This window comes from Myroides profundi (assembly GCF_000833025.1).
GTDB classification, from domain to species: Bacteria; Bacteroidota; Bacteroidia; order Flavobacteriales; family Flavobacteriaceae; genus Flavobacterium; species Flavobacterium profundi_A.
Genome location: NZ_CP010817.1, coordinates 1,347,713 through 1,369,981, shown reverse-complemented (window position 1 = coordinate 1,369,981; position 22,269 = coordinate 1,347,713). Strand labels below are relative to the sequence as shown.

Sequence of the window (22,269 nt, the reverse complement as noted above, 5' to 3'; positions counted from 1 at the left end):
TCTCCTTTTGATTTAACCACTTACTACACTGGCTAATTTTATATCATTTACACTCCACGATAAGACCTCAATCTATTTTTTTCTTAAAAACGACATTCGATATAGATATTTTCAGCTCAACTATACTTTATTATTGTTTATCTTAGTATTTTTACCACAAAATACACGATTATTATGTCTAAAACAGTTTTATCCCTACAAGGAGTTGATATCTACCAGAACAAACATAAAGTACTTTCTAATGTTAACTTAGAAGTAAATAAGGGAGAATTTTTATATATAATCGGAAAGACAGGTGCAGGTAAAAGTAGTTTTATGAAAACGCTGTACGCAGACCTTCCTTTAGAAGTAGGCGAAGGCTCTATCGTAGACTACGACTTGAAGACCTTAAAAGAAAAAGATATTCCATACCTGAGAAGATCATTAGGTATCGTATTCCAAGACTTTAAACTACTTCCTGACAGAACAGTCTATGGAAACTTATACTTTGCTTTAAAAGCAACTGGTTGGTCAGAAAAAGAAGCGATGGATAGAAAGATACACGAAGTATTAGACAATGTAAATATGCTAGCCCATATCGAAAAAATGCCTCACCAACTATCAGGAGGGGAACAACAACGTATCGCTATAGCTAGAGCATTGCTAAATGATCCTGATCTAATCCTAGCTGATGAACCAACGGGTAACTTAGACCCTCAGACTAGTGCTGAAGTAATGGAACTTCTACTTAAAATTAATAAGAATGGTAGAACCATTATCATGGTAACACATGATTATGCATTGTTATTAAAATTCCCTGCTAAAACATTAAAATGTGATGATGGTACCCTATTCGAAGTAGTACACAGAACATCTCAAAATTAATAAACAAAAAAGACTATCAGCAGTGATAGTCTTTTTGTTTTATCCTAACTCAATCTACTTCTTTTAAATCAAGAATAAAAGACAAGTCACTACTATTTTTTATTCAACCGAAGAATAAGATCACTATATGATACCGCGACTAAATCCTCTTTAGTCAACTCCATTAGATTGAAAAAATAATCACATTGTTGTTTTAAATCAACACCCTCTTCTACTCCTATATTACAAGCTTCTACTTCCACAAAACACCCCAATCCGTCTACCTGATCTAAGTGAACACTAACATTCTTAAACTTTAAGACCTTACGTACTTTAGATACCTTTACTTTTATACCAAACTGCAATTCTAATATTGCACCTAACGCAGCATCTTTCTCATGTTTATAATAAATTACATCAGAACTCTTCGCTTCTTCCCCATTTACACGATTATAATAAATCAAAGAACTATACTCTTCATATTCACGAAGCTTCACTCTTCCAATAGGGACATTATAATAAGTATCCACTTGCTTATACACCCCATCGAGAATGAGCTCTATTCCTTTTAATTTATCTTCTATGCTATCTAAATCAGCTACACGTGCTTTAAATTCTACATTCTGTAATTCCATTTATCTCTTTTTAGGTTCTAGCAAATATAACCGATTAAAATAAAAAAGCCTCACTACATACAGTAAGGCTTTTAAATATATTAAGTAAGATAAATCAGATTTGACAAACGTTTATTATTTTACTTTATTAACGATAGCTGCGAAAGCTTCTGGGTGATTCATAGCTAAATCTGCAAGAACTTTACGGTTCAATTCGATATTGTTAGCTTTTAATTTACCCATGAATTGAGAATAGCTCATTCCGTGTAATCTAGCACCAGCGTTGATACGCATGATCCATAATGAACGGAAGTTTCTTTTCTTTTGTTTTCTATCACGGTAAGCATATACCATTGCTTTTTCTACCGCGTTTTTAGCTACTGTCCAAACGTTTTTACGTCTTCCAAAGAATCCTTTGGCTTGCTTCAAAATTCTTTTTCTTCTTGCTCTTGAAGCTACTGAGTTTACTGATCTTGCCATTTCTTAAAAATGTGTTTTTTGTAGTGGGCGGTTATGTTTCAAACACTTCTAAACTTTCATTTGCTCCACTCCAGGGTTATTAAATTATTTTAACCGGAATTAAGATTAGATTAATCTTAATTGATCTTTGATACTGTTTGTATCTGCTTTAGACACTAATCCAGAGTGTGTTAAAGCTAATTTACGCTTTTTAGATTTTTTAGTCAAAATGTGACTTTTGAAAGCGTGTTTTCTTTTGATTTTTCCAGAACCAGTCAACTTGAAACGTTTCTTAGCACTAGATTTAGTTTTCATTTTAGGCATTATTTCCTAGGTATTAATGATTATCTTACTTAACTATCTTAATATACTTAAATACTATTTTTTCTTTTTAGGTGCGATAAACATAGTCATACGTTTACCCTCTAAAACTGGCATAGTTTCCACTTTCCCGAATTCCTCAAGATCTTGAGCTAATCTTAATAATAAGATTTGTCCTTGATCTTTATAAATAATCGAACGTCCTTTAAAGAATACGAATGCTTTTAACTTAGAACCCTCTTTCAAGAATTTCATTGCATTCTTCTTTTTGAACTCATAATCGTGCTCATCTGTTTGAGGACCGAAACGAATCTCTTTTACAGTGATTTGAGTCGATTTAGCCTTTAGCATTTTTTCACGCTTCTTCTGTTCGTAAAGGAATTTGTTGTAATCAGTAATTTTACAAACAGGAGGTTCAGCATTTGGTGAAATCTCAACTAAATCCAATTCTAACTCCTCTGCTAAACGCATTGCGTCAGCAAGTTTATATACACCTGTTTCGACGTTGTCTCCTACAAGACGAACTTCAGGAACGCGGATGGCATTATTAATTCTATGCGCATCTTTCTTTTCTTCGCGAGGATTTCTTCCTCTGTTTTGTCTTATTGCTATGGCTATAAAATTTTATGTGCTTGTTCACCAAGCGTTATACTATTTTTACTCTCCAAATTGTTTAATAGAACTATTTACCTCTTCTTGTACTTGAGCGATAAAATCTTCTATCTTCATTGTCTGATTAGATTTACCAGAATCACCGTGTCTTCTTACAGAAATCGTACCGTTTTTCTCTTCATCTTCTCCTACAATTAACATGTAAGGAAATTTTTGTACTTCAGCTTCTCTAATCTTTTTACCGATAGTCTCATTACGGTTATCTACCAGCGCGCGAATTTCGCTATTTTCTAGCAAATTTAAAACTTTTTCGGCATATTTTTCATATTTCTCACTCAAAGACAGGATTATAGCCTGCTCTGGCATTAACCATAGTGGGAAATTACCTCCTGTATGCTCTAAAAGTATCGCTATAAAACGCTCCATAGAACCAAATGGTGCTCTGTGGATCATCACTGGACGATGCAACTCATTATCTGATCCTTTATAACTTAACTCAAATCGCTCTGGTAAGTTATAGTCTACCTGAATGGTACCTAACTGCCAGCTTCTACCTAATGCATCTTTTACCATAAAGTCTAATTTAGGACCATAGAAAGCAGCTTCTCCACTCTCGATCACATAATTAAGTCCTTTATCTCTAGCTGCATTGATAATAGCATTCTCAGCTTTTTCCCAATTCTCTACACTACCGATATACTTATCAGGGTTACTTAAATCACGTACTGATACTTGTGCTGTAAAGTTCTCAAATCCTAACGACCCGAATACATATAACACTAAATCAATTACTTTTTTAAACTCTTCATCTAATTGTTCTGGTGTACAGAAAATATGTGCATCATCTTGAGTAAACCCTCTTACACGAGTTAATCCATGTAATTCTCCTGATTGCTCATAACGATACACTGTTCCAAACTCAGCAAAACGCTTAGGTAAATCTTTATAAGACCATGGTTTTGCATTATAAATCTCACAGTGATGAGGACAGTTCATTGGTTTTAATAAGAACTCTTCTCCCTCTACTGGAGTATGAATCGGTTGGAAACTATCTGCTCCATATTTTGCATAGTGCCCAGAAGTAACATATAATTCTTTTTGTCCAATATGAGGAGTAACTACTTGCTCATATCCAGCTTTCTTCTGTGCTTTACGCAAGAACTGCTCTAATCTATCTCTTAACGCAGCACCTTTTGGCAACCATAATGGTAACCCTTGTCCTACTTTTTGAGAGAATGTAAACAATTCTAATTCTTTACCTAATTTACGGTGATCACGTTTTTTAGCTTCTTCTAATAAAGCTAAATACTCAGTTAAATCCTTTTGTTTAGGGAATGAAATACCATAAACACGAGTTAACTGTTTATTTTTCTCATCTCCTCTCCAGTATGCACCAGCAATAGATAATACCTTAAATGCCTTAATAATTCCTGTATTAGGAATATGACCTCCACGACATAAGTCTGTGAAAGTGTCATGATCACAGAAAGTAATCGTACCATCAGCTAGGTTCTCTATTAACTCAACTTTATAAGGGTTTTCTTCTTTTTTATAAAACTCTAAAGCTTCAGCCTTAGTAGCAGAACGCATTGTAAAATCATGCTTCCCACGTGCTATCTCTAAAACCTTATCTTCAATTTTCTTAAAGTCAGCATCTGTTACTTTATAATCCATGAAATCCACATCATAATAGAATCCATTAGCGATAGCTGGACCTATTGTTAACTTGATTCCTGGGTATAGATCTTGTAAAGCTTGCGCCATTACGTGTGAAGTAGAATGCCAAAAAGCTTTTTTCCCTTCATCATCATTCCATGAATATAAAACTAGACTACCATCCGTGGTCATAGGTGTCGTGGTTTCGATGGTGGTACCATTGAAGTTTGCAGAAATAATATTTCTAGCTAAACCTTCGCTTATACTTTTTGCAACATCGAAAGGAGTTACGCCCGAAGCAAACTCTTTCACTGAACCGTCTGGTAATGTAATTTTTATCATAATAATTTTAAAAAATAAAATGCAAATATACAGGTTTTACCATAGAATCGCAACATTTAGCACTGCTTAACTCATTTTTTTTAACAGTAAAATAATAAAGTGCATCCAATACTTACCTCACTAAAAAAAGAATACTTTATCAATCTCTTTATTTTGACCCTACTCTTAATACCTTTAAGCAAAAACAATCCCTCTTCTTAGCTTTCTATATAACAAACTAAAGCCTCTCCTCCCCCTATTTAAAAACATCTGTTTAGATTGACATCAATCCTACTAACACCAATCTTGACACTCACCTCATCCTCTTATTTAAAAATTGGCCATCAAGACTTATATCCATCTCAAATAACATACGCTTTTTTTCATTCATTACCAACTCAAAATAAATTAGTTACAGAAACACACTTCAAAAAACTTGTTTTTTTCCTTCAAACCGCTTGCAAACATCAGACTTTGCTGTATATTTGCACTCGCAATACGGAAGTAATGTAGACCTCTGGAGAAATGGCAGAGTGGTCGAATGCGGCGGTCTTGAAAACCGTTGACTGTAACAGGTCCGGGGGTTCGAATCCCTCTTTCTCCGCTGAAAAGCCCGATAACACTCGTTATCGGGCTTTTTTTATACCCTTGTGCACCTTTTTTGCACCTATCATAAGGTTTACTTTAAAAATAACAACTAGTTATGCTTTGAGGTGCTCAAATAAAACTTACAAAATGATTTACTCTTAAACGGGACAAGCAAACTACTCCAAACTGACATCATAGTAATGAAACGACCTAACAGAAAACATTTTAAACCATATATTTCAAAATAAACAAACTTTTACATTACTTTTTTTAATATTTTAGCAAATAATTAATAAAAAATAATCATAAATTATATTACAATGTTATTTACATATTTAAGTTTCAGCATTTCAATTATATTCATCTCTTTCATTGTGGGTATGATTATGACTACATTAATAAGAAAAACGGAATTTTACAGCAAAAAATTATCGAATCTAAATTTTGTAAAAAACGAAATGACAAATAAAATTCTTGGAGTTGAAGTAATTAAATGGATGATAAAAAATACATTTTTCAAATTTTTAAACCCTAAACTAAAATTTGATAAAAAAATGAATATTTCTGATGTAAAAACTATTCGAAAAGAAATGACTAAAGCTGAAATAGATCACTTATTTGCACTCATTTTTGTTTCAGTTATAATTATTTGGAAAATATACAATCAAGAATATCTTTTGGCTTTTATAATTTTCCTTATAAACATAGTAATGAATTTACTTCCTTCATTACTACAACAACAAAACAAAAGAAGAATTGACAAATTAATCTTGAAGTTTGAAACTAACTAAATCATATCTATTAAAAGAAATAGTAGTATCAGTATAAACACTCAACGCATATCCTTGACTATTTGAACTCATAAAAACGTTCTTTAACTTATAAATACCTCTATATTCTAGATTACTTGAACTATACGATTCTCCATTTAATACTAAAAAGTCAAAATCTTCTATAGCACAATACATAATTATACTTTTCTGCTCTTTATTAATCAGTTTTTTTTGCTCTTTAGTACATCCGCTAAAAATTAGAGATATAACAAACAACTTCAATATTATCTTCATCATATCATTTAATATTTTTTCTTAAATATCCCATTTCCATAAAAACGATTAAATTAGAAATATATTCCTCAGACCTATACTTGCATAATCCATTACATTGTTTGTTTTCATAGCTTTAAAAGTTGTTAAACTATTATTATCAAAGCATTGGTAATATACTAGATTTAAGAACACCTTCCTCTCATTTTCATCAAAATCAAACTGTCTCGTCCTAAAATAGGTTTACACAAAATAGACTTATTTCTTAAATCGAGAATAAGGTATTTGCTTAGAACGCTATCTTTAATGGAGTTATAAAAAGAAAAAACATACTTCATAAACAGTTAATTCACTAGGTTATACATTAAAAAGAAACACCACAGTTATCACTTCTTATCTCCTTCTTTCTCCATCAGCTCTATACGCTGTTCTAGCGTATTTTCCGTCTGAATAATATCTAATACGACCATCTTAAAAGTCTGTTTGATGCTCTTATCCGTCTTATCCATATTAGAATACAAAAGATTCATTAGAAAAGCACTTTTATTGCTTAACATTTGCTTTAAGTCTTCGATATTAGTCATAGCAGCTACCTTATCATAATCGATTAGATCAATCTTAGTCGCTGCAATAGAGCGCCACGCAGTTGTTTTAATCTGAGGAATGAAGATTCCCTTAGATTCCATGACTATCTGTTGTAGACTTTTCTCTTCGTTATCAGCGTGTTTTTCTAAGGCTTTGACCAAATCTTTCTGTATAGGGAGAATAAACTCTATTTCTTCTCTAGATTCTTTTAGCTCACTATGAACAGTCGAAAACACTTGATTGATATAGGCTTGGTCTTTTCTATGAGCGTTCCAATTATCAATAAAAAGAGCAATAAGAATACCTACCACGACAGGAATAATCTCTTTGATAAAGTGAATACTATAATTTTTAATCTTTTGTTTCATCTAATGATTATTTGTTAAAGTTAGAGATGATTTATTCCTAAAAACTCAAAGCTAATTTAAATAAATAATTGAAAGATGGGAATAGTACTACAAAAAATGTATTGTATAAATGATAATATATCTTAATCCACTGATGAGATAGCCGCCCCTCTTTTATCCAAGATCTAAAAGCAACAGCTCTACATCACTTTCATAATCCTTCATATCAATTGATTGTAATATTAGATTTACACTATTATCTAATACTATAGTCAAGCGACAACTACTTTCGACAGACTGGCAATAGATACCTTTTATTCTCACTCCGATGACCTCTAATTCTTGGGATTTATCTAGGTATATATAACTATCGTCCTCTTCTATTTCTTTTATCTTTTCCATCACTGCAATACCTGCGTCAATAAAAAAGTCAAACCAACCTAAAGCTTCTACTTTTAAATAAAGTACAATTACATTATCACATTCATCACTCATACACGTTATTACGCGCTCTATCCTCAAGCCATTTAACTCTACACAAACGAATTCATCATTCTGATACATTCTCTCCATCGTTTCTACCTATTTTATTAAAAGTACATTAAACCCAAAAAAGCTAGTATTTCTACTAGCTCTATTGTCTTATTCTACTGTAATATCAATCTTATTAATCCAAATCGTCTTTCTCTCTCTAGTCTTATCAAAATTATCTAGCATGAATGCAGTATCGTAATCTACTTTCTCATCATAGTACAATTTTCCATTGACATATACTTTAACCTTGTTCTTCAGGTTTACCATTTCAGGAGAAATAGCAATAGATAAGGATTTAACACGTGATGTTTCTATTCTAAATTCATTGTCTTTATAACGGGCTACAGCCTTAGCTGATAAGCGTGGCATATCGAAAGCATTCTTGTCTACCTCTACCGTTTGTAACTTTTCAACTTTATCATACTCTAGCCATTTGGTAATTTTAAAGTTTCGTTCTTTATGCCAATCTGCTTTCTGGCCAAGCGTATCTAATTTGATATTAGTCAACCAATCCACACCTCCATAAACATTGTCATCAAACTCCCATGTCAACTCTTTATTAAAGCTCTTGCGTTGTCTCTCCTTAAGATCTTTGAACAATATCTCATAAGCTGGTTCTGACTCATCGAACTCTGGGAACCAATGTGGAAAACCGCTATAACGATACTCTTTATAGTCAGCCTTTAACTCATTCATCATGGCTGTAAAAGAATCATTTGCATTAGGTGGATAATAATAGTCCTCATCTGTAGAGAAGTTGATAAAAGAACGATTCTTTATATTCTCTATAAAAGTTCCTCCTGTGAATACCTTAGGTTGAGTATTAAACCCATAGAACCCTGCAAATGGAGAAGAGTCTTTCATCAGATAAGAGAATGAACCCGTCGCTCCATTAGAATGCCCTGCGATAAATACCTTATTATCATCTACATTAATAGCCTTCTTAACTTCTCTCAGCATAGCAGGTATCATAAAGAAGCCATCATTAGATGTCATCCAATTATACTTCTTACCTCCACTTGGGAATATTAATATCACCTCATTTAGATCTCCATATTTCGTATAGTATCTATTCCATCCTCCTAAACTAAGTTCTTTGGTCTGAAACTCTTGAAGATTATTATATCTAACTGCTCCATGCAAAAAGAATAATACAGGGTATTCCTTCTCTGGAGAATAGTTCTTAGGCAAATGAATAAAGAAAGAAGTCTTCACCGTATCATTTATAGCAAAGCTGATAGAATAATCTTGTTTTGCTTTAGGTAGATAAGGATTGTACACTTTGATTTCTTCATATAATTTCTTTCCATTAGTAGAGGTTAACTCTTTAGTAGATTTCACCTTATAGAATTCTTCCTCTTCCTTTTTTAGATTTACATCAAACTTAGCTTTTAACGCATGTGCTTCACGCATCATAGAAACCCATCTAGGATCATCTAATAAGTTCTTGTATTCCTCTAAAGCACTTTTGTTTGTTACATTTTGCCAACCTGGGAAGCCGTATTGTGCACGTTCTATCTTTATCAACCGATATAGATAAGCAAAGGCTTTATCTGCTTCTTTCAACTCCGAGGCAATGATTGATATTTCTGATAAATCAGCTGCTGTTATACTATCTGGAAATGACTTAAACGCCTTTTCATAAAGAGAAAAAGCTTGTCTTTTACTTTGTTCATCCTGATGCTCTTCTAACAAATCATCTGCTTGATTGATCAACTTAGAGTATGTATTCTGTCCGAAACTAACGATACTAAACATAAATGCTAGTAGTACATGATATCCCTTCATAATTCTAATTATTAATAAAGCGAAAGTAAACAACACTACAATACTAAAATTGTACAAATGGAACATCTATTTCTCTAGATGCCAAAAAGTATCTTTACTTCCTAGTTTAGTTCCTTTCTCAAAGAAGTTTTTAGGAGAATTATTAGTCATTGCCTTATAAGTCTTTATTAGATGTGACTGATCATTAAAATTAAAGCGATAAGCAATATCAGTCAATTTCTCTTCAGGAGAGGTATAGAGTTTCTGGTTCACCGTTCTTCTAAACAAATAGATATCATAAAACCTCTTTAAAGATACTCCCATATTGGCCTTAAAAACTCTATTTAGATGTTGTCTGCTCACTCCTAGTCTATCTGCTAACTCTTGTACAGAGAAGTTATTCTCTTCACTGAAGATATAATCTATTGTTTGTTCTAGAAGGCTATTTGAGAATGGCTTATATCTCTTCTCTAGCGCTGTATCTAATAATGTAGTAATAATATCTACATCAGTAGTAGCAAAAACTTCTGCTAATTCACCTACTTCCATAAACTTATAATCAGTAATCAGATTGACAAAACTTAAATGGCGATAAAACTGCTGTATCCCCAATGGATGAAAGACAATAACGACTCTGTGTACTCTCCCCACCTGCCTCACATGAAGTATATCTTCTCTAATAGGAGTGAATATCTGATAATCATCTGCTCCTTCATTAAACGCCATCGAACCATCACTAGCTAGTTGATGAGAGGCATAGATAGAAATCGTATTATTATAATGAGGAAAGCACTGGTACTCTCTCACCTCATTATTCGGCTTTATATCTAAGTAGTAATAGTCCACATACTTCTTTACTAAAGCATTCTTAGGACTAAAGGTTTCAAAAATCTCTTTCATCTCTTCTGTATCATGTATTTTTATCTTTATTATACTCCTACCATTAGGGTAGCCATATTGTCTGCCTCTGCAAATCCCTTTTTGATTAAGGCATTACTGATCTTCTGTTTAAAGATAGCTAATTCTCGATCTAATTGTTCTAACTCTTTTACTAAGTCCTCTTCTATAATGCTCCATTTTACTCTTATCTCATCGTCTTCAAGCATATCGTTTGTATAGTCTGAGAACTCTACCTTTCCTTCTCTTCTCCTATAAAACACCCACGGATGCCCTATCCATAACTGTATCCAAGTATCTTCTTCACTGTCAACTATTGCTAACCAATCTCTACAACTATCCATATCAGAACAGCACATTGGTTCTTGAAGAATTACCTCTCCCTCTATAACAATGATACCACCTGCTAATTTAGCGATTTGATTCTCATATTCTTCTAGCTCTATCTCCTCTAATTCCTTCTCTATAACTACAGATAGAGCATCTTCATCCATAGAGTGTATATCCACTAAAAAAGAACCTTCTTTTACTGCTACTAAATGCCCTAGACTACTATCTGACAAACTTCTATTTCAGAAAGCATTCCATTCTTTTGGGCACTCTGCAGTACTCCCTATAGGACTCTGATAGTCGCTTTTAGCATAATTAAACGGTACTAATTCTATTGCATTAATTAGTTTCATATTTCTTTAGTTGGTAATATTACAAAGCAATTTACAAGATATTTCTACAATTATAAATTCTAGAAAAAGCATATACTATCTTTTACTTTATATTGTGCATTGAAATCTGGAAATCACTTGGTCTTACATTAAACAATTGCTGAAAAGTATTACTAAAAGCAGCAATACTAGAATAGCCAACATCAAAGGCTACTTCACTCACATTCTTATCTGTACTCATCAGAAGCTCCATAGCCTTAATCATTCTTACCATCTTTAAATATTGCAAAAACGAAATATCTAAATGAGATTTAAATAATCTTGTCAATGTCCTCACACTATAGCCAAATACCTCAGCCATTACATTTAGTGTTAATGCTTCACCTAAATTCTTTTGCATATACTCTGTGATCAACAACATTTTAGGTTCTTCTGTTGTAGGCAATTGAATAGAAAATGACTTACCTGGATGCTGCATAATGTAGTGCTTCATCGTAGATAGAAACTCATAAGCCCAAGTATCAGGTAGGATAATTCCCTTCCACTGCCTAGCATAAATCAACATCTCATACATCAAATTACTCACTGGGTAAATACCTAAACGCTCCATAAAGCGATGCTCCACATCAGTATCTTCTTCATAGAAGTAGATATTTAGAATCACGACATCCGTAGTATTAGACTTCACATTGTGTATCATCCCTTTAGGTATCCATACATAATGCTGAGCTGGTATATAATACTCTCTTTCTTTTGTCTTTAGATAAGCGATCCCTCCAGATACTAGTAGTATCTGACTCTTATTGTGCTTATGAGGAGGAAACCTATGTTCTAATTGCTCTCGCATAATATAGATACTATCCTTGTATTGATCTATTTCCTTTTCTGTTTGTAATAACATTTCCATAATGGCTAAAATAAGTAAAATATTGGCTAGTTATATAAAACACTTAGAATCATTCTAATCTAGTTTTGCAGTAAATAAATAGAATACATGAAACAGAACAACTTTTTATACCTAATAGTCTTTTTGCTCATAATAGGTCAAAAAGCACTACCCCAATCTATTAAGGATGATAAAAACACTTTTGATTTAGACAGAATATGGGAACTTACGCAAGAGAATCATAAAAAAATAAAAGCAATACAATTAAATGAGAAAGCGCAACAAGAAAATATTAAAAATACAAAAGCAAGCCAACTTCCTACTATAAACTTACAAGGTAGTTATAGTAGACTATCAGATATGCCCCTATATGAAGATGGTTTTCTAAACAAGCCTACAACAGTTAGGATCAACTCAACCAACTATAGTTCAATGTTAGCGACAGATGTAATACTGTACAATGGACTGAGCAAAAACAGAGAGATTAAAATACAAGAAGTAGATCTAGCCTCTATTCATTCACTACTCCAACTTTCGTTAGCTGAAGTCAAACTAGAAAGTACAAAACTCTTTTATACGCTAATACGCCATACACATTATAAAGATCTTGTCGAAAAAGAGATAAAACAAGACAATAAACAACTTGCTGAGATTAACAGTCTATACAAGAATGGTACTATTCTGAAAAGTGATGTGTTGCGTTCTGAGGTGACCTTGTCTAATCATCAAATGCTATTGACAGAAATAGAAAACAACATTCTGATTATCCAACAGCAACTTAATTTGCTAATGGGGCGTGATGAACTAGCTCCTCTAACACCATTATATAAGGATTTAAAGGAAGAAATAAACTTAGAATCCTCTTATGAATCTTATTTAGAAAAAGCATTACAAAACGCTTATGAGCTGCAAATAGCTGATAATGATATTCAACGAAGTGAATTGGATTTAAAACAACTCCAAGCAAAAATACTTCCTAAGGTAAGTTTGTTCGCTGATTACAGTTTTAACTATCCACAGAATAAGGCATATCCTTATGCTGATGCCTTATACGGTATGGGACAGATAGGTCTTAAACTCAATATTCCTATCTCTAACTTATATCACACCAAGCATCAGAAAATAAGCCAGCAGTCCTTTATCTCAAAACAAAAAGTAGAAAGAGAACAAAAAGTAGATCAGTTAAAAAATGAACTTAGAGCATCTTATGTAAAATATACAGAAACGTTACAAAGAATCTCAGTTGCTGAAAAAAACATCAAGCAAACTACAGAAACATTGCGTATTATCAGAAATAGTTACTTTAATCAACAGTCTTTATTGACAGACTTATTAGATGCAGAAACACAACTGTTACAAGCTCAATTCGACCTCACTACAGCAGAGATCAATGCTAAAATAGAATATTATCAAATACAAAAGGTAATCGGTAATTTATAAGTAAAAACAACTATGAGTACAAATAATAAAATAACAAAAGTAGACCGTATCATTCTTAAAATAACTCAAATAATAGCACTATTGGCTATCGCAGGGTTAGCAGTCTATGGGATGATTTTGGGAATAGAATTTTTAAGATATGAATCAACTAATGATGCTCAAGTAGAGCAATATGTAAACCCTATAAATAGCAAAGTAGGTGGTTATATCAAAACAATACACTTTGAAGAAAATCAATTGGTAAAATCTGGAGATACACTAATCACAATTGACAACAGAGATTATAAAGCTGTTCAACTAGAAGCAAAAGCTTCTCTACAAAGTGCGCAATCTCAAATCGATATACTGGATGCAAATATCAATACATTACATACTAATGCACAAGTAACAAAAGTTCAGATAGAAGTAGCTAGAGCAAAGCTCACTAGACAACAACAAGAGTTTAAACGATTTAAAAATCTACTTGAAGAAGAATCAACTACTCAACAGCAATTTGACAATATCAAAACGGCTCTAGATATAGCAGTATCAGAATACCAAGCTGCTCAACAAGCTTATCAAGCTGCATTGTCTAAAATAGAAGATGTAAAAGCTCAGAAACTGGCAGCTATCTCTAATCTAAAGTTGAGTGAAGCTACTTTAGATAAAAGCAACCTCAACCTAGGCTATACTGTTATCACAGCACCATATACTGGTCGAATAGGCAAGAAGATTATACAAGAAGGACAATTAATCCAATCTGGTCAAACAATCTCTTATATCGTCAATGAAGAAAGAGGTAAATGGATCATAGCGAATTTTAAAGAAACACAAATTGGCAAGTTTAAAATAGGGCAATCTGCTAAAATAACAATAGACGCTTTTCCTGATATAGAATTTATAGGAGAGATAGAATCCATCTCACCAGCTACTGGATCTAGATATTCCTTACTACCTCCTGATAATGCTACGGGGAACTTTGTCAAAATTATTCAACGTATCCCTGTAAGAATCAAACTAAAAGATAATGTAGCTAAGATTAGCAACTTATCTGCTGGGATGAATGCCAATGTATATATAGATAAACCATGAAAAACATAAAACTACCAACTTTTAAAGAGTGGGTACCAGATTACCTTATTCGTATCACTATCTTCTTAATACTCTTTCCTGCTTTAGCTGTATTTGCTTTTTATTATAGCAATACGCTAGAGACGATGAGTTATTATGGTATCGAAGCTTCTGACGTCCAGTACTCTGTAATACTAATGTATGGCGCTTTAGTTTGTTTCTTACCACTAGATGATCGATTAGTCAAGTATTTTTCCTTAAGACAATACCTCTTACTAGGTATTGTCTTTAATACGATTACTTATATCATCTGTGCTATGACTAGAGACTTGACTATCTTCTTTGTTTGTCGTTTTATACAAGGAGCTGTATGTGCTTTATTCTGTAGCATCTGTCTTAATCTTATTTTTCCAAGACTTAATTCTGCTAGAGCCCGAGTGATAGGATATACTATATTCTATGGTACCTTATTAGTTTCTGTTCCGATATGCGGAATATTATGTAGCTACATACTTCAGTACTATTCATTTAATATTATGTTTTACTTACTGATTATCTTACAGGTACCTGGAGCTGTTCTATTACTCACTATTACTAATAATGTACACATTAGAGAAAAACTCCCTCTATATCAGGTAGATTGGATTAGTTATATTTACTTTACGATTATTATCTGTTCTATCGGCTATATATTCGTGTATGGACAACAATTAAACTATTTGGAACACAGTAGAATCAGACTGTTAACTAGTACAACAGTTGTAGGGTTAATCTTATTCATCTTGAGACAGCTCAGTCTTAAAAGACCTTTTATTAATCTAGCTGTTTTTAGATACAAAGACTTTTGTTTAGGTATCCTCTTGATTATGATCTATTACTTTTTTAAAGGAACGACAGGTTTTGCTTACTCCTATTTACAGTCATTAGGCGTATCTTCTATTCATCTGACTAGTATTTATATCAGTAATACCTTAGGGACAATAGCGGGGTTACTAATTGTATCAAGATTATTATTAAATGATGTTGCGATTAAATACATTGTATTACTTGGTTTTGGAACTTTATTAATCTATCACATCCAAGTCTATTTCTTATTCTCTAATACAGGTACAACAGAGAGTTTTATACTTCCCTTTTTTATTCAAGGATTTGCCATTGCAGCTTTACACATTCCCTTAATAATATACGCAGCTGCCTCTATACCACCAGCTATATCTAATGCTGTTTCATTTTTAGGAATTAGCTTTAGGTTCTTAAGTTTTTCTGTTACGATAGGAGTTACCAATTACTTCCAACTGTTTAATAAAAGTATACACTACAATAGAGCTTCTGAATATATAGCATCTACTAATCCATTAAACAATGAAACACTTAAAAATATACAACACCATGTCACACTAGATGGAAAAGATTACACCACAGGAGCTCAACTAGCCACTAAAATTTACAATAACCATATCAATACACAGATTATAACTAGAGCCTCTCAAGACTACTATACTTGGGTTATCTGGGGGTTAATATTTATTATTCTCATGGTCATGTTATCTTCTCCTACCAAGAAGATTCTTAGTAAACTAAGTAAGGACTTTATACCTTATTAATATTTTTCCTTTTTCTAAGCTTTTTATACCACGGGCCAAGTTCTCTCTAGAGGGAACTTGGCTCTTTTTCTTAACTAAAAGTGTAGATAAACTATATAAACAGTGATAACTCATTACAAGATGAGATTGAAATACATTATCTTTATAAAAACAAAATACAATGTTCCGATATATAAGTTACTTTTTATTATTCTCTTTAATCTTTACTAGTTGTACCTCAAATAAAAGGTATCTAAAAATGAGCAATCAGCAAGTACTAGAGTTAATAAAAATAGATTCTCTTAATAATAAAGTTTATAAAATATTATCTCCTAGTAATGACCTTTTAAGTTATGAACAAGCGGCTACATACTCTCCAAAAAAATATACTGTAGATAGATACGTTGACCAACAAAATGATTCTATAGTTTTAAAATTCAAAAAAATCACTAGAAAAGATATAGCGTTTAAAAAGACTATGATGTTGTATCAAACTTATGGAATATATACTGACACTATCAATACTAAATTAGATATCGACTGTACCCAAATAGATAGTCTGTTAAAAGATACTTACCTAAAAGATAAAGAAAATAGATTAAGTGGTACAATGGATCTGAAAATAGATGCACTAAATCAAAGGTTATTATTTAACATCTTTGATCATTGTGATTTTCATACAGCAATAGTAAACAAAAAAGAAAGTAGTTACCATGCTCTTGTCATATTATTACATGCTAATACCAAATATCAAAAGAAATATTTCAAACAAATAAAAAAGGCTATAAAACTAGGCTACTTAGAACCAAAACACTTGGCTTACTTACAAGATAAAATAGCTACAGGCGAAGAAATACCTCAAAAATATGGAACACAATCAACTTATGATGATAAAGGAAATCTAATATTATACCCTTATGATAATCTCAAAAAAGTAAATAAGAGAAGAAAAGAATTAGGGCTTGAGCCTCTCAACATCCAATAATAAAAATGGCCATAAATAAATGTTCACAACCATGATCAAAATTAACTTATAAAATATAATATACTCCTTGTCAAAAGAACTTATTCAATAGATTTCCATCTTATCATGACATAAAAAGGCTTTAATACATTATTGTACAATGGTGTTACTATAGAGAATTATTATAGGTTAAAGCAAAGACAGGAATTGAAATTGTTAAACTAATATGCGAGTTTTGATTTAGATATTTATGAATAAGAGAATCTCCTTAGCTTGCACTTCTTAGGGGATTACTAGGAGTTTTCTTGGACTTTCCTTGCCCAGAAGGTGTCTTTCTCGAAGAAAGGTGCAAGAAACCCTCTAGCAAACCTCTAGTAAGTCAGAACAAAACTATCTTTAGTTTATTAATAAGAAATAGATTTTTAGTGTACTCATTTTCCAAAAAAATAAATTGACAAATTATCATTCATCCATTTACACTTATTTTTATTTTACTTTTTATGTAATTGAAGAAAGACAATTATCAAATAAACTCTGATTTAAAGAAAACTCTTTACTAGCGTACTAATTTTGAACATTACATCTTCAAAAACACATAAATTAAAAAACCACAAGCAATGCTTATGGTTTTCAATCAATAACTTATAAAAAACACTCCTTGTCAAAAGAGCTTATTCACTAGGTTTCCATCTTATCAGGATATAAGAAGGCTTACTAAAAGGCTGTATAACAGACTCCTGATTAATCTCAAATCCCCACTCTTTCAAGAAGGGAATCAAAGGATTATCCTGTAATACCTCTATCCATATTGCGTCATAATTACGGGTTAAGGATAAAGTCTTTTGCCATAAAGACTCTCTTACTCCTACCTCATTATACTCAGAATTGATATAAAAAGACTCGAGATTAATAACTTTTTTATCTTTTAGTACTTCTGGCTGCATTACTTGTTTAATCATCACAAACCCCGCAGGTACTTCTTGATTAAACACTGTTAGCATTTGTGTACTTAGATTATTCAGTTCTAATACAGCTTCCTTATGATTTAATTGTTGAGTTATATATTGATTTAATCGCTCTACTTCCACTGTATCTGCGTACATTTCTCTTATTTGAGCTTCTCTTAATTGAAAAAGAATACCAAGTCCTTCTTCAGTTCCTATTGTGAATTTCGATATTATATCCATATTATTTCATGTTTATCTACAAACATATCCTTTTCTAATTCATCTGTTTCGATACAGTACTCTAAAAAAGCATCGGTACATCCCTTATAATATAGATTCTCCTACTCTTCTTATCGCTTCTAGATTGTGTAAAGTAAGTTGTTTAGAGAATACTGCTCTAAAACAATTATCGTATACATCTGTAAAGGAGAAAGTCTCTCCAGGTGTAAACTGTACTCCTTCTTCTGTACATCGCTTATAGAAAAAGTTCATATCTATATGCGCAGGCAATTGAACCCATGTACAATACCCCCCTTGTGGAAGTTGAACATGAATAGAATCAGGAAAACTATGAATTAATTGTCTTACCAACTGTAATGCCTGACGCTCTAATTGCTGACGAAAAACTCTAAGGTGCTTATCATAAGCTGAAGATTGAAGAAGCTTTATCATTACCTCTTGATTTATTGGAGATACTGAACGACCTAGAGCGAACTTCAAACGCTCTGCCTCAGAAAAAAACTGCCCCGCTGCTAACCATCCTAGCCTTATACCTGGCGCTAACGATTTAGAAAAAGACGAATATGTCATTACTAATCCTGCTTCATCATAGTTACGGATATTACTTGGTCTACTTCCCTTAAAATAAAGACAGCCAAAAACATCATTTTCTATGATGGGTACATTGTGATATAGAGCAGTTGCATAAACTGCTTTTTTACTCTCCTCAGTCATTAATATTCCTGTAGGGTTATGAAAATTAGGAGTTAGTACAATCGCTTTTATATTATTAGTTGCACAGACCTTTTTTAAATAGTCTGTATCAAATCCATCATACGCACGAACAGGTATTTCTATTGTCTTTAGCTTCAGACTAGCAATAACTTCTAAAATAGAGAAGATACATGGGCTCTCCACTGCTATAATATCATTAGGTGAAGTAATAGAACTTAAAGCAATATATAGTGCTTGTAATGCTCCATCAGTAACCAAAAGTTCATCTGATGATATGGAAGCTCCATGAAGTCCAGCTCTCTTCACTAACAAATCTCTTAGCTCTTCTGCCCCATTATTAGGATAATAACGAAGTAAAGAAGCTCCTTTTTCTCTTATTACCTCTTGCATTGTTTTGAGAACTAATTTTTGAGGAATAAATAGGTCAGACGGACTCGCCTCATTAAGTATAGTCTGACTAGTGTCACTTATAGGGTTTGTTATAAGATGTATTTTTTTTCTAAAAACTGCATCGCGAGGGATAATAGGTAATTCTACTTCTAGATTTTGTTCCGCAAGACGATCAGATACCCTATACCCAGAGCGAGGCATACTAGTGACCATGCCTTTAAATACAAGATAATCATAGCCACTCTGAACAGAACTTATACTTAAGTTGTATTCTTTTTTTATAGCTCGAACAGAAGGTAGTTTATCTCCAGGCTTTAACAACCCTTTGTTTATTCCCTCTTCTATTTTATCCGTAAAAATACTATACCTATACTCCTTCATTCTCATATAATCAGTATGTAGAAATTCTTCATGACTTAACGCAATATTGTAAGTAGAATAAAAACTACTCTCAATCAAAGATACAATTATTCATTACTCTCTGATGCTATATCACGCCTATCTGTAGGTATATTTATAATTTCAACAACATTAGCTACTTGATCTAACTTAATACCAGTTAGCCCATAGCCATAATAAGCTCCTGTGTCTATATTATACGAATGACTATCTGCAGTGTACTGAGGTTGATTTTGTTTTAAAGGAGTATGACCATGTACTTGTAATTTATGAAGATTGACTAGTGGCTTACGAGTCCATAATACCCCATCCCAATTAGTCTCCTCATAAGGATTAGTCGTATCACATACTCCAGCATGTGTGACAATAAATGAAGAAGTCTCAAACTTAAGTGGTAGTCTTTCTAAATGTGGTAAAAGGTTTTGCAAATCTACATGATGCATTTGAAAGTCTTCTAAGGTAGCTAATCCACACTGAGATGTCCATATTTCATGATGTCCATCCTTAATATACTGAATAAGTTCAGCTTCATGGTTTCCCTTAAGAACAGTTACTGACAATGTTGTATCACTTAATAAGGTTAAACACTTCTCTACGACTAACCAACTATAATTGCCTCTATCTATTAAATCTCCAACTAATACTAAGTGCTCATTAGAAGAATCCCACTGCTCTAGAAGAGAACAAAACGTGTGATAACAACCGTGTATATCACCAATGATAAAATAGTTCATGCTCTTTTTATAAAATACAAACTTAAAGAATAAAAAAACTCCTACTTAAGAAAGTAGGAGTTTTTATTATTATTGTTTTGAAGCATCTAAAGAAGCTTTTCTAAACTCTTTTAAAAGTTTTTCAATAGATAAAGAAGCTTTACGTGCTCTTGTACCTGCAGCTTTATTTCCGTTTTCTAATTGTAAAGCTGAATCTTGTTGGAACGCTTCAAACTCAGCGTTGATTTTTTCGATTAATTCTTTCATGGTAATTTTTACATTTTAAATATGTATTACAAAAATAGAATATAATCTCACATATACACAGTATTTACTGACTTTTTTACCACTTTCCCTCTCTGTTTTGGTACTTGATATTTTTACATTCTTGTATTTCAAACGGTAAATATCACCTAATTCACTCACTTTCAACACACCAAAGCTAAATACGTCGAATCAACCGTTATTACTACACTTTGCTAAAAAAGTGAGCAGATATTGCTCAAAAGAGATCAGTTTCTATAAATTTAGTCCTTAAACTATCGTGTTTTACACAAAACATTCATTGTTCCTCTTCATTCGTGGGAATAATTACAAGCTTAAATGTAGGATAGGATAAGGCTTTCCTTGTCCATCTGTCTCAGATCTGCTTACTGATTTAAACCCCATGTGTAAATAAAATCCAACTGCTTGATGATTTTGTTCATTTACATCTACTTTCGTAATATGAAGTCTATCTTTAGCATAGTTTAATAACAATTTACCTATTCCTTGTCCTCGAAAATCATTGTGTATGAACAACATTTCTAAGTTCCCATCAGCAACACCTATAAAACCAGTCATTCTTCCCTCTTGATTAAGATGTACATACAACTCCACGAATTCAAAATAACTAGGTATGGTCTTTTTAAAATACTCGAAGTCTTCTCTTGCTAAAAAATCATGAGTATGTATTACTGCACTTTCCCATATCTCTACTAATACTGGATATTCTTGACTCTTTACTTTTCTAATCATAATTTTAAATTTAATAAGGCAAATTTCTAAGCTTTGAAAGACAATCTACTGAACCTGGGTTAAAAAATTCGCTTGCGAATTCTACTCAGCCCTTGCGGGGTAATCCCTAAATAAGAAGCTATATCTTTTAAGGGGATATAATTAAATGTCAATCCATATTCTTCTTGCATTCTCAAATAATATTCTTCTGAAGAATACTTAATTAGATCTATATTACGCTGTAAGAGACGATTTAAAAGCCTTGCGGTTAATTTCCCGAACATTATCTCTAATCCAGAAATAGAAGCGTATAAATCGCTTATTTGCTCTTTATTAATTCGATATACTACTGCGTCCATAACAGCTTGTACAGAAAAGTCCGCTCGCTCTTGAAGAGAAAAAGAAATATTCGACATAGAAAAAGTTCCTTCTTTACAAAACCAAAATGTTTGTTCAGTTCCTTTAGGATCTAAAGTCCAACATCTAAATATTCCTTCATAAATAAAATAACTGTACTGCTCTACCTCTCCTTCTTTTATTAGATACTCATTCTTAGAAATAGAAATTCGTTCGAAGTATTCATCAAACAAAGTATACTGTGAAGAAGTAAATACAGATAATTCAACTTCAAACTCTTTTAATAACTTTTCTAAAAGCATATTCTACTTATTAACTTGATAAATATATAAAAACAC

Annotated in this window: 24 protein-coding genes and 1 tRNA gene; 7 read left to right on the top strand and 18 right to left on the bottom strand. The window is 32.4% G+C overall.

The window, feature by feature from the left end; genetic code table 11:
* The first annotated feature begins 174 nt into the window (after window positions 1-174).
* Entirely contained in the window at window positions 175-864 is a 690-nt protein-coding gene (locus MPR_RS06120; RefSeq protein ID WP_006263274.1) for a cell division ATP-binding protein FtsE, read from the top strand.
* A gap of 92 nt (window positions 865-956) precedes the next feature.
* On the opposite strand, the gene MPR_RS06115 is transcribed toward MPR_RS06120, so the two are convergent.
* The 5 genes from MPR_RS06115 to thrS all read right to left on the bottom strand — a co-directional run bounded on the left by MPR_RS06115 (window position 957) and on the right by thrS (window position 4,847).
* Window positions 957-1,478, bottom strand: a complete 522-nt coding sequence (locus MPR_RS06115; RefSeq protein WP_041890305.1) for a class IV adenylate cyclase — start codon at window positions 1,476-1,478, stop codon at window positions 957-959.
* Between the two features lie 114 nt (window positions 1,479-1,592).
* On the bottom strand, window positions 1,593-1,937 hold the full coding sequence (gene rplT, locus MPR_RS06110; protein ID WP_006259287.1) for a 50S ribosomal protein L20: 345 nt from the start codon (window positions 1,935-1,937) through the stop codon (window positions 1,593-1,595).
* 105 nt (window positions 1,938-2,042) lie between these two features.
* Window positions 2,043-2,240 (bottom strand): 50S ribosomal protein L35, encoded by a 198-nt coding sequence (rpmI, locus tag MPR_RS06105; protein WP_016361612.1) that lies wholly within the window; start codon window positions 2,238-2,240, stop codon window positions 2,043-2,045.
* Window positions 2,241-2,294: 54 nt separating this feature from the next.
* Window positions 2,295-2,849, bottom strand: a complete 555-nt coding sequence (gene infC, locus MPR_RS06100; protein WP_198032310.1) for a translation initiation factor IF-3 — start codon at window positions 2,847-2,849, stop codon at window positions 2,295-2,297.
* Between the two features lie 45 nt (window positions 2,850-2,894).
* A complete protein-coding gene (gene thrS / locus MPR_RS06095) occupies window positions 2,895-4,847 on the bottom strand; it encodes a threonine--tRNA ligase (protein WP_041890289.1) in 1,953 nt (650 codons plus the stop codon).
* 498 nt (window positions 4,848-5,345) lie between these two features.
* Between thrS and MPR_RS06090 the strand changes: the two genes are divergently transcribed.
* Window positions 5,346-5,430, top strand: a tRNA-Ser gene (locus MPR_RS06090).
* A 370-nt stretch (window positions 5,431-5,800) separates the two neighbouring features.
* Complete coding sequence (locus MPR_RS06085) at window positions 5,801-6,205, top strand: glycosyl-4,4'-diaponeurosporenoate acyltransferase CrtO family protein (protein ID WP_235280597.1); 405 nt, start codon at window positions 5,801-5,803, stop codon at window positions 6,203-6,205.
* On the opposite strand, the gene MPR_RS06080 is transcribed toward MPR_RS06085, so the two are convergent.
* From MPR_RS06080 to MPR_RS06050, 7 genes are all read right to left on the bottom strand, one after another.
* The gene (locus tag MPR_RS06080) at window positions 6,179-6,484 is read right to left on the bottom strand and encodes a hypothetical protein (RefSeq protein WP_074761259.1); all 306 of its coding nucleotides are present in this window, start codon (window positions 6,482-6,484) and stop codon (window positions 6,179-6,181) included. The genes MPR_RS06085 and MPR_RS06080 overlap by 27 nt on opposite strands.
* Before the next feature lie 362 nt (window positions 6,485-6,846).
* A complete protein-coding gene (locus MPR_RS06075) occupies window positions 6,847-7,413 on the bottom strand; it encodes a DUF6090 family protein (RefSeq protein ID WP_041890281.1) in 567 nt (188 codons plus the stop codon).
* A 153-nt stretch (window positions 7,414-7,566) separates the two neighbouring features.
* Window positions 7,567-7,965 carry a hypothetical protein gene (locus MPR_RS06070; RefSeq protein ID WP_041890277.1) on the bottom strand — a complete coding sequence of 133 codons (399 nt, stop codon included), beginning with the start codon at window positions 7,963-7,965 and terminating at the stop codon, window positions 7,567-7,569.
* Window positions 7,966-8,034: 69 nt separating this feature from the next.
* Window positions 8,035-9,714, bottom strand: coding sequence for an alpha/beta hydrolase-fold protein (locus MPR_RS06065; protein ID WP_041895214.1), 1,680 nt, complete (start codon window positions 9,712-9,714; stop codon window positions 8,035-8,037).
* A gap of 66 nt (window positions 9,715-9,780) precedes the next feature.
* Window positions 9,781-10,593, bottom strand: a complete 813-nt coding sequence (locus MPR_RS06060; RefSeq protein ID WP_041890276.1) for a helix-turn-helix domain-containing protein — start codon at window positions 10,591-10,593, stop codon at window positions 9,781-9,783.
* A gap of 29 nt (window positions 10,594-10,622) precedes the next feature.
* A complete protein-coding gene (locus MPR_RS06055) occupies window positions 10,623-11,153 on the bottom strand; it encodes a hypothetical protein (RefSeq protein ID WP_052472646.1) in 531 nt (176 codons plus the stop codon).
* Window positions 11,154-11,355: 202 nt separating this feature from the next.
* The gene (locus tag MPR_RS06050) at window positions 11,356-12,159 is read right to left on the bottom strand and encodes a helix-turn-helix transcriptional regulator (protein WP_006263247.1); all 804 of its coding nucleotides are present in this window, start codon (window positions 12,157-12,159) and stop codon (window positions 11,356-11,358) included.
* A gap of 87 nt (window positions 12,160-12,246) precedes the next feature.
* On the opposite strand from MPR_RS06050, the gene MPR_RS06045 reads away from it, so the two are divergent.
* The 4 genes from MPR_RS06045 (at window position 12,247) to MPR_RS06030 (ending at window position 17,196) form a co-directional block, all read left to right on the top strand.
* Window positions 12,247-13,578, top strand: coding sequence for a TolC family protein (locus MPR_RS06045; protein WP_041890273.1), 1,332 nt, complete (start codon window positions 12,247-12,249; stop codon window positions 13,576-13,578).
* 12 nt (window positions 13,579-13,590) lie between these two features.
* Window positions 13,591-14,649: an HlyD family secretion protein gene (locus MPR_RS06040; RefSeq protein ID WP_041890270.1), complete on the top strand. Its 1,059-nt coding sequence runs from the start codon at window positions 13,591-13,593 to the stop codon at window positions 14,647-14,649.
* Window positions 14,646-16,232: an MFS transporter gene (locus MPR_RS06035; RefSeq protein ID WP_041890267.1), complete on the top strand. Its 1,587-nt coding sequence runs from the start codon at window positions 14,646-14,648 to the stop codon at window positions 16,230-16,232. Before MPR_RS06040 ends, MPR_RS06035 begins: the two co-directional genes overlap by 4 nt.
* A 238-nt stretch (window positions 16,233-16,470) precedes the next feature.
* The gene (locus MPR_RS06030; RefSeq protein ID WP_235280590.1) at window positions 16,471-17,196 is read left to right on the top strand and encodes a DUF6624 domain-containing protein; all 726 of its coding nucleotides are present in this window, start codon (window positions 16,471-16,473) and stop codon (window positions 17,194-17,196) included.
* 650 nt (window positions 17,197-17,846) lie between these two features.
* Here the strand turns inward: MPR_RS06030 and MPR_RS06025 are convergent.
* The 6 genes from MPR_RS06025 to MPR_RS06000 all read right to left on the bottom strand — a co-directional run bounded on the left by MPR_RS06025 (window position 17,847) and on the right by MPR_RS06000 (window position 22,233).
* Window positions 17,847-18,362 (bottom strand): hypothetical protein, encoded by a 516-nt coding sequence (locus MPR_RS06025; protein ID WP_041890262.1) that lies wholly within the window; start codon window positions 18,360-18,362, stop codon window positions 17,847-17,849.
* 84 nt (window positions 18,363-18,446) lie between these two features.
* Window positions 18,447-19,853 carry an aminotransferase-like domain-containing protein gene (locus MPR_RS06020; protein WP_041890260.1) on the bottom strand — a complete coding sequence of 469 codons (1,407 nt, stop codon included), beginning with the start codon at window positions 19,851-19,853 and terminating at the stop codon, window positions 18,447-18,449.
* An 80-nt stretch (window positions 19,854-19,933) separates the two neighbouring features.
* Window positions 19,934-20,599: a metallophosphoesterase family protein gene (locus tag MPR_RS06015; protein ID WP_041890258.1), complete on the bottom strand. Its 666-nt coding sequence runs from the start codon at window positions 20,597-20,599 to the stop codon at window positions 19,934-19,936.
* A 69-nt stretch (window positions 20,600-20,668) separates the two neighbouring features.
* Window positions 20,669-20,845, bottom strand: coding sequence for a histone H1 (locus MPR_RS06010; RefSeq protein WP_006259332.1), 177 nt, complete (start codon window positions 20,843-20,845; stop codon window positions 20,669-20,671).
* Window positions 20,846-21,169: 324 nt separating this feature from the next.
* A complete protein-coding gene (locus MPR_RS06005; RefSeq protein WP_041890256.1) occupies window positions 21,170-21,595 on the bottom strand; it encodes an acetyltransferase in 426 nt (141 codons plus the stop codon).
* Window positions 21,596-21,654: 59 nt separating this feature from the next.
* Window positions 21,655-22,233 (bottom strand): Crp/Fnr family transcriptional regulator, encoded by a 579-nt coding sequence (locus tag MPR_RS06000; protein ID WP_041890255.1) that lies wholly within the window; start codon window positions 22,231-22,233, stop codon window positions 21,655-21,657.
* Window positions 22,234-22,269: the final 36 nt, after the last annotated feature.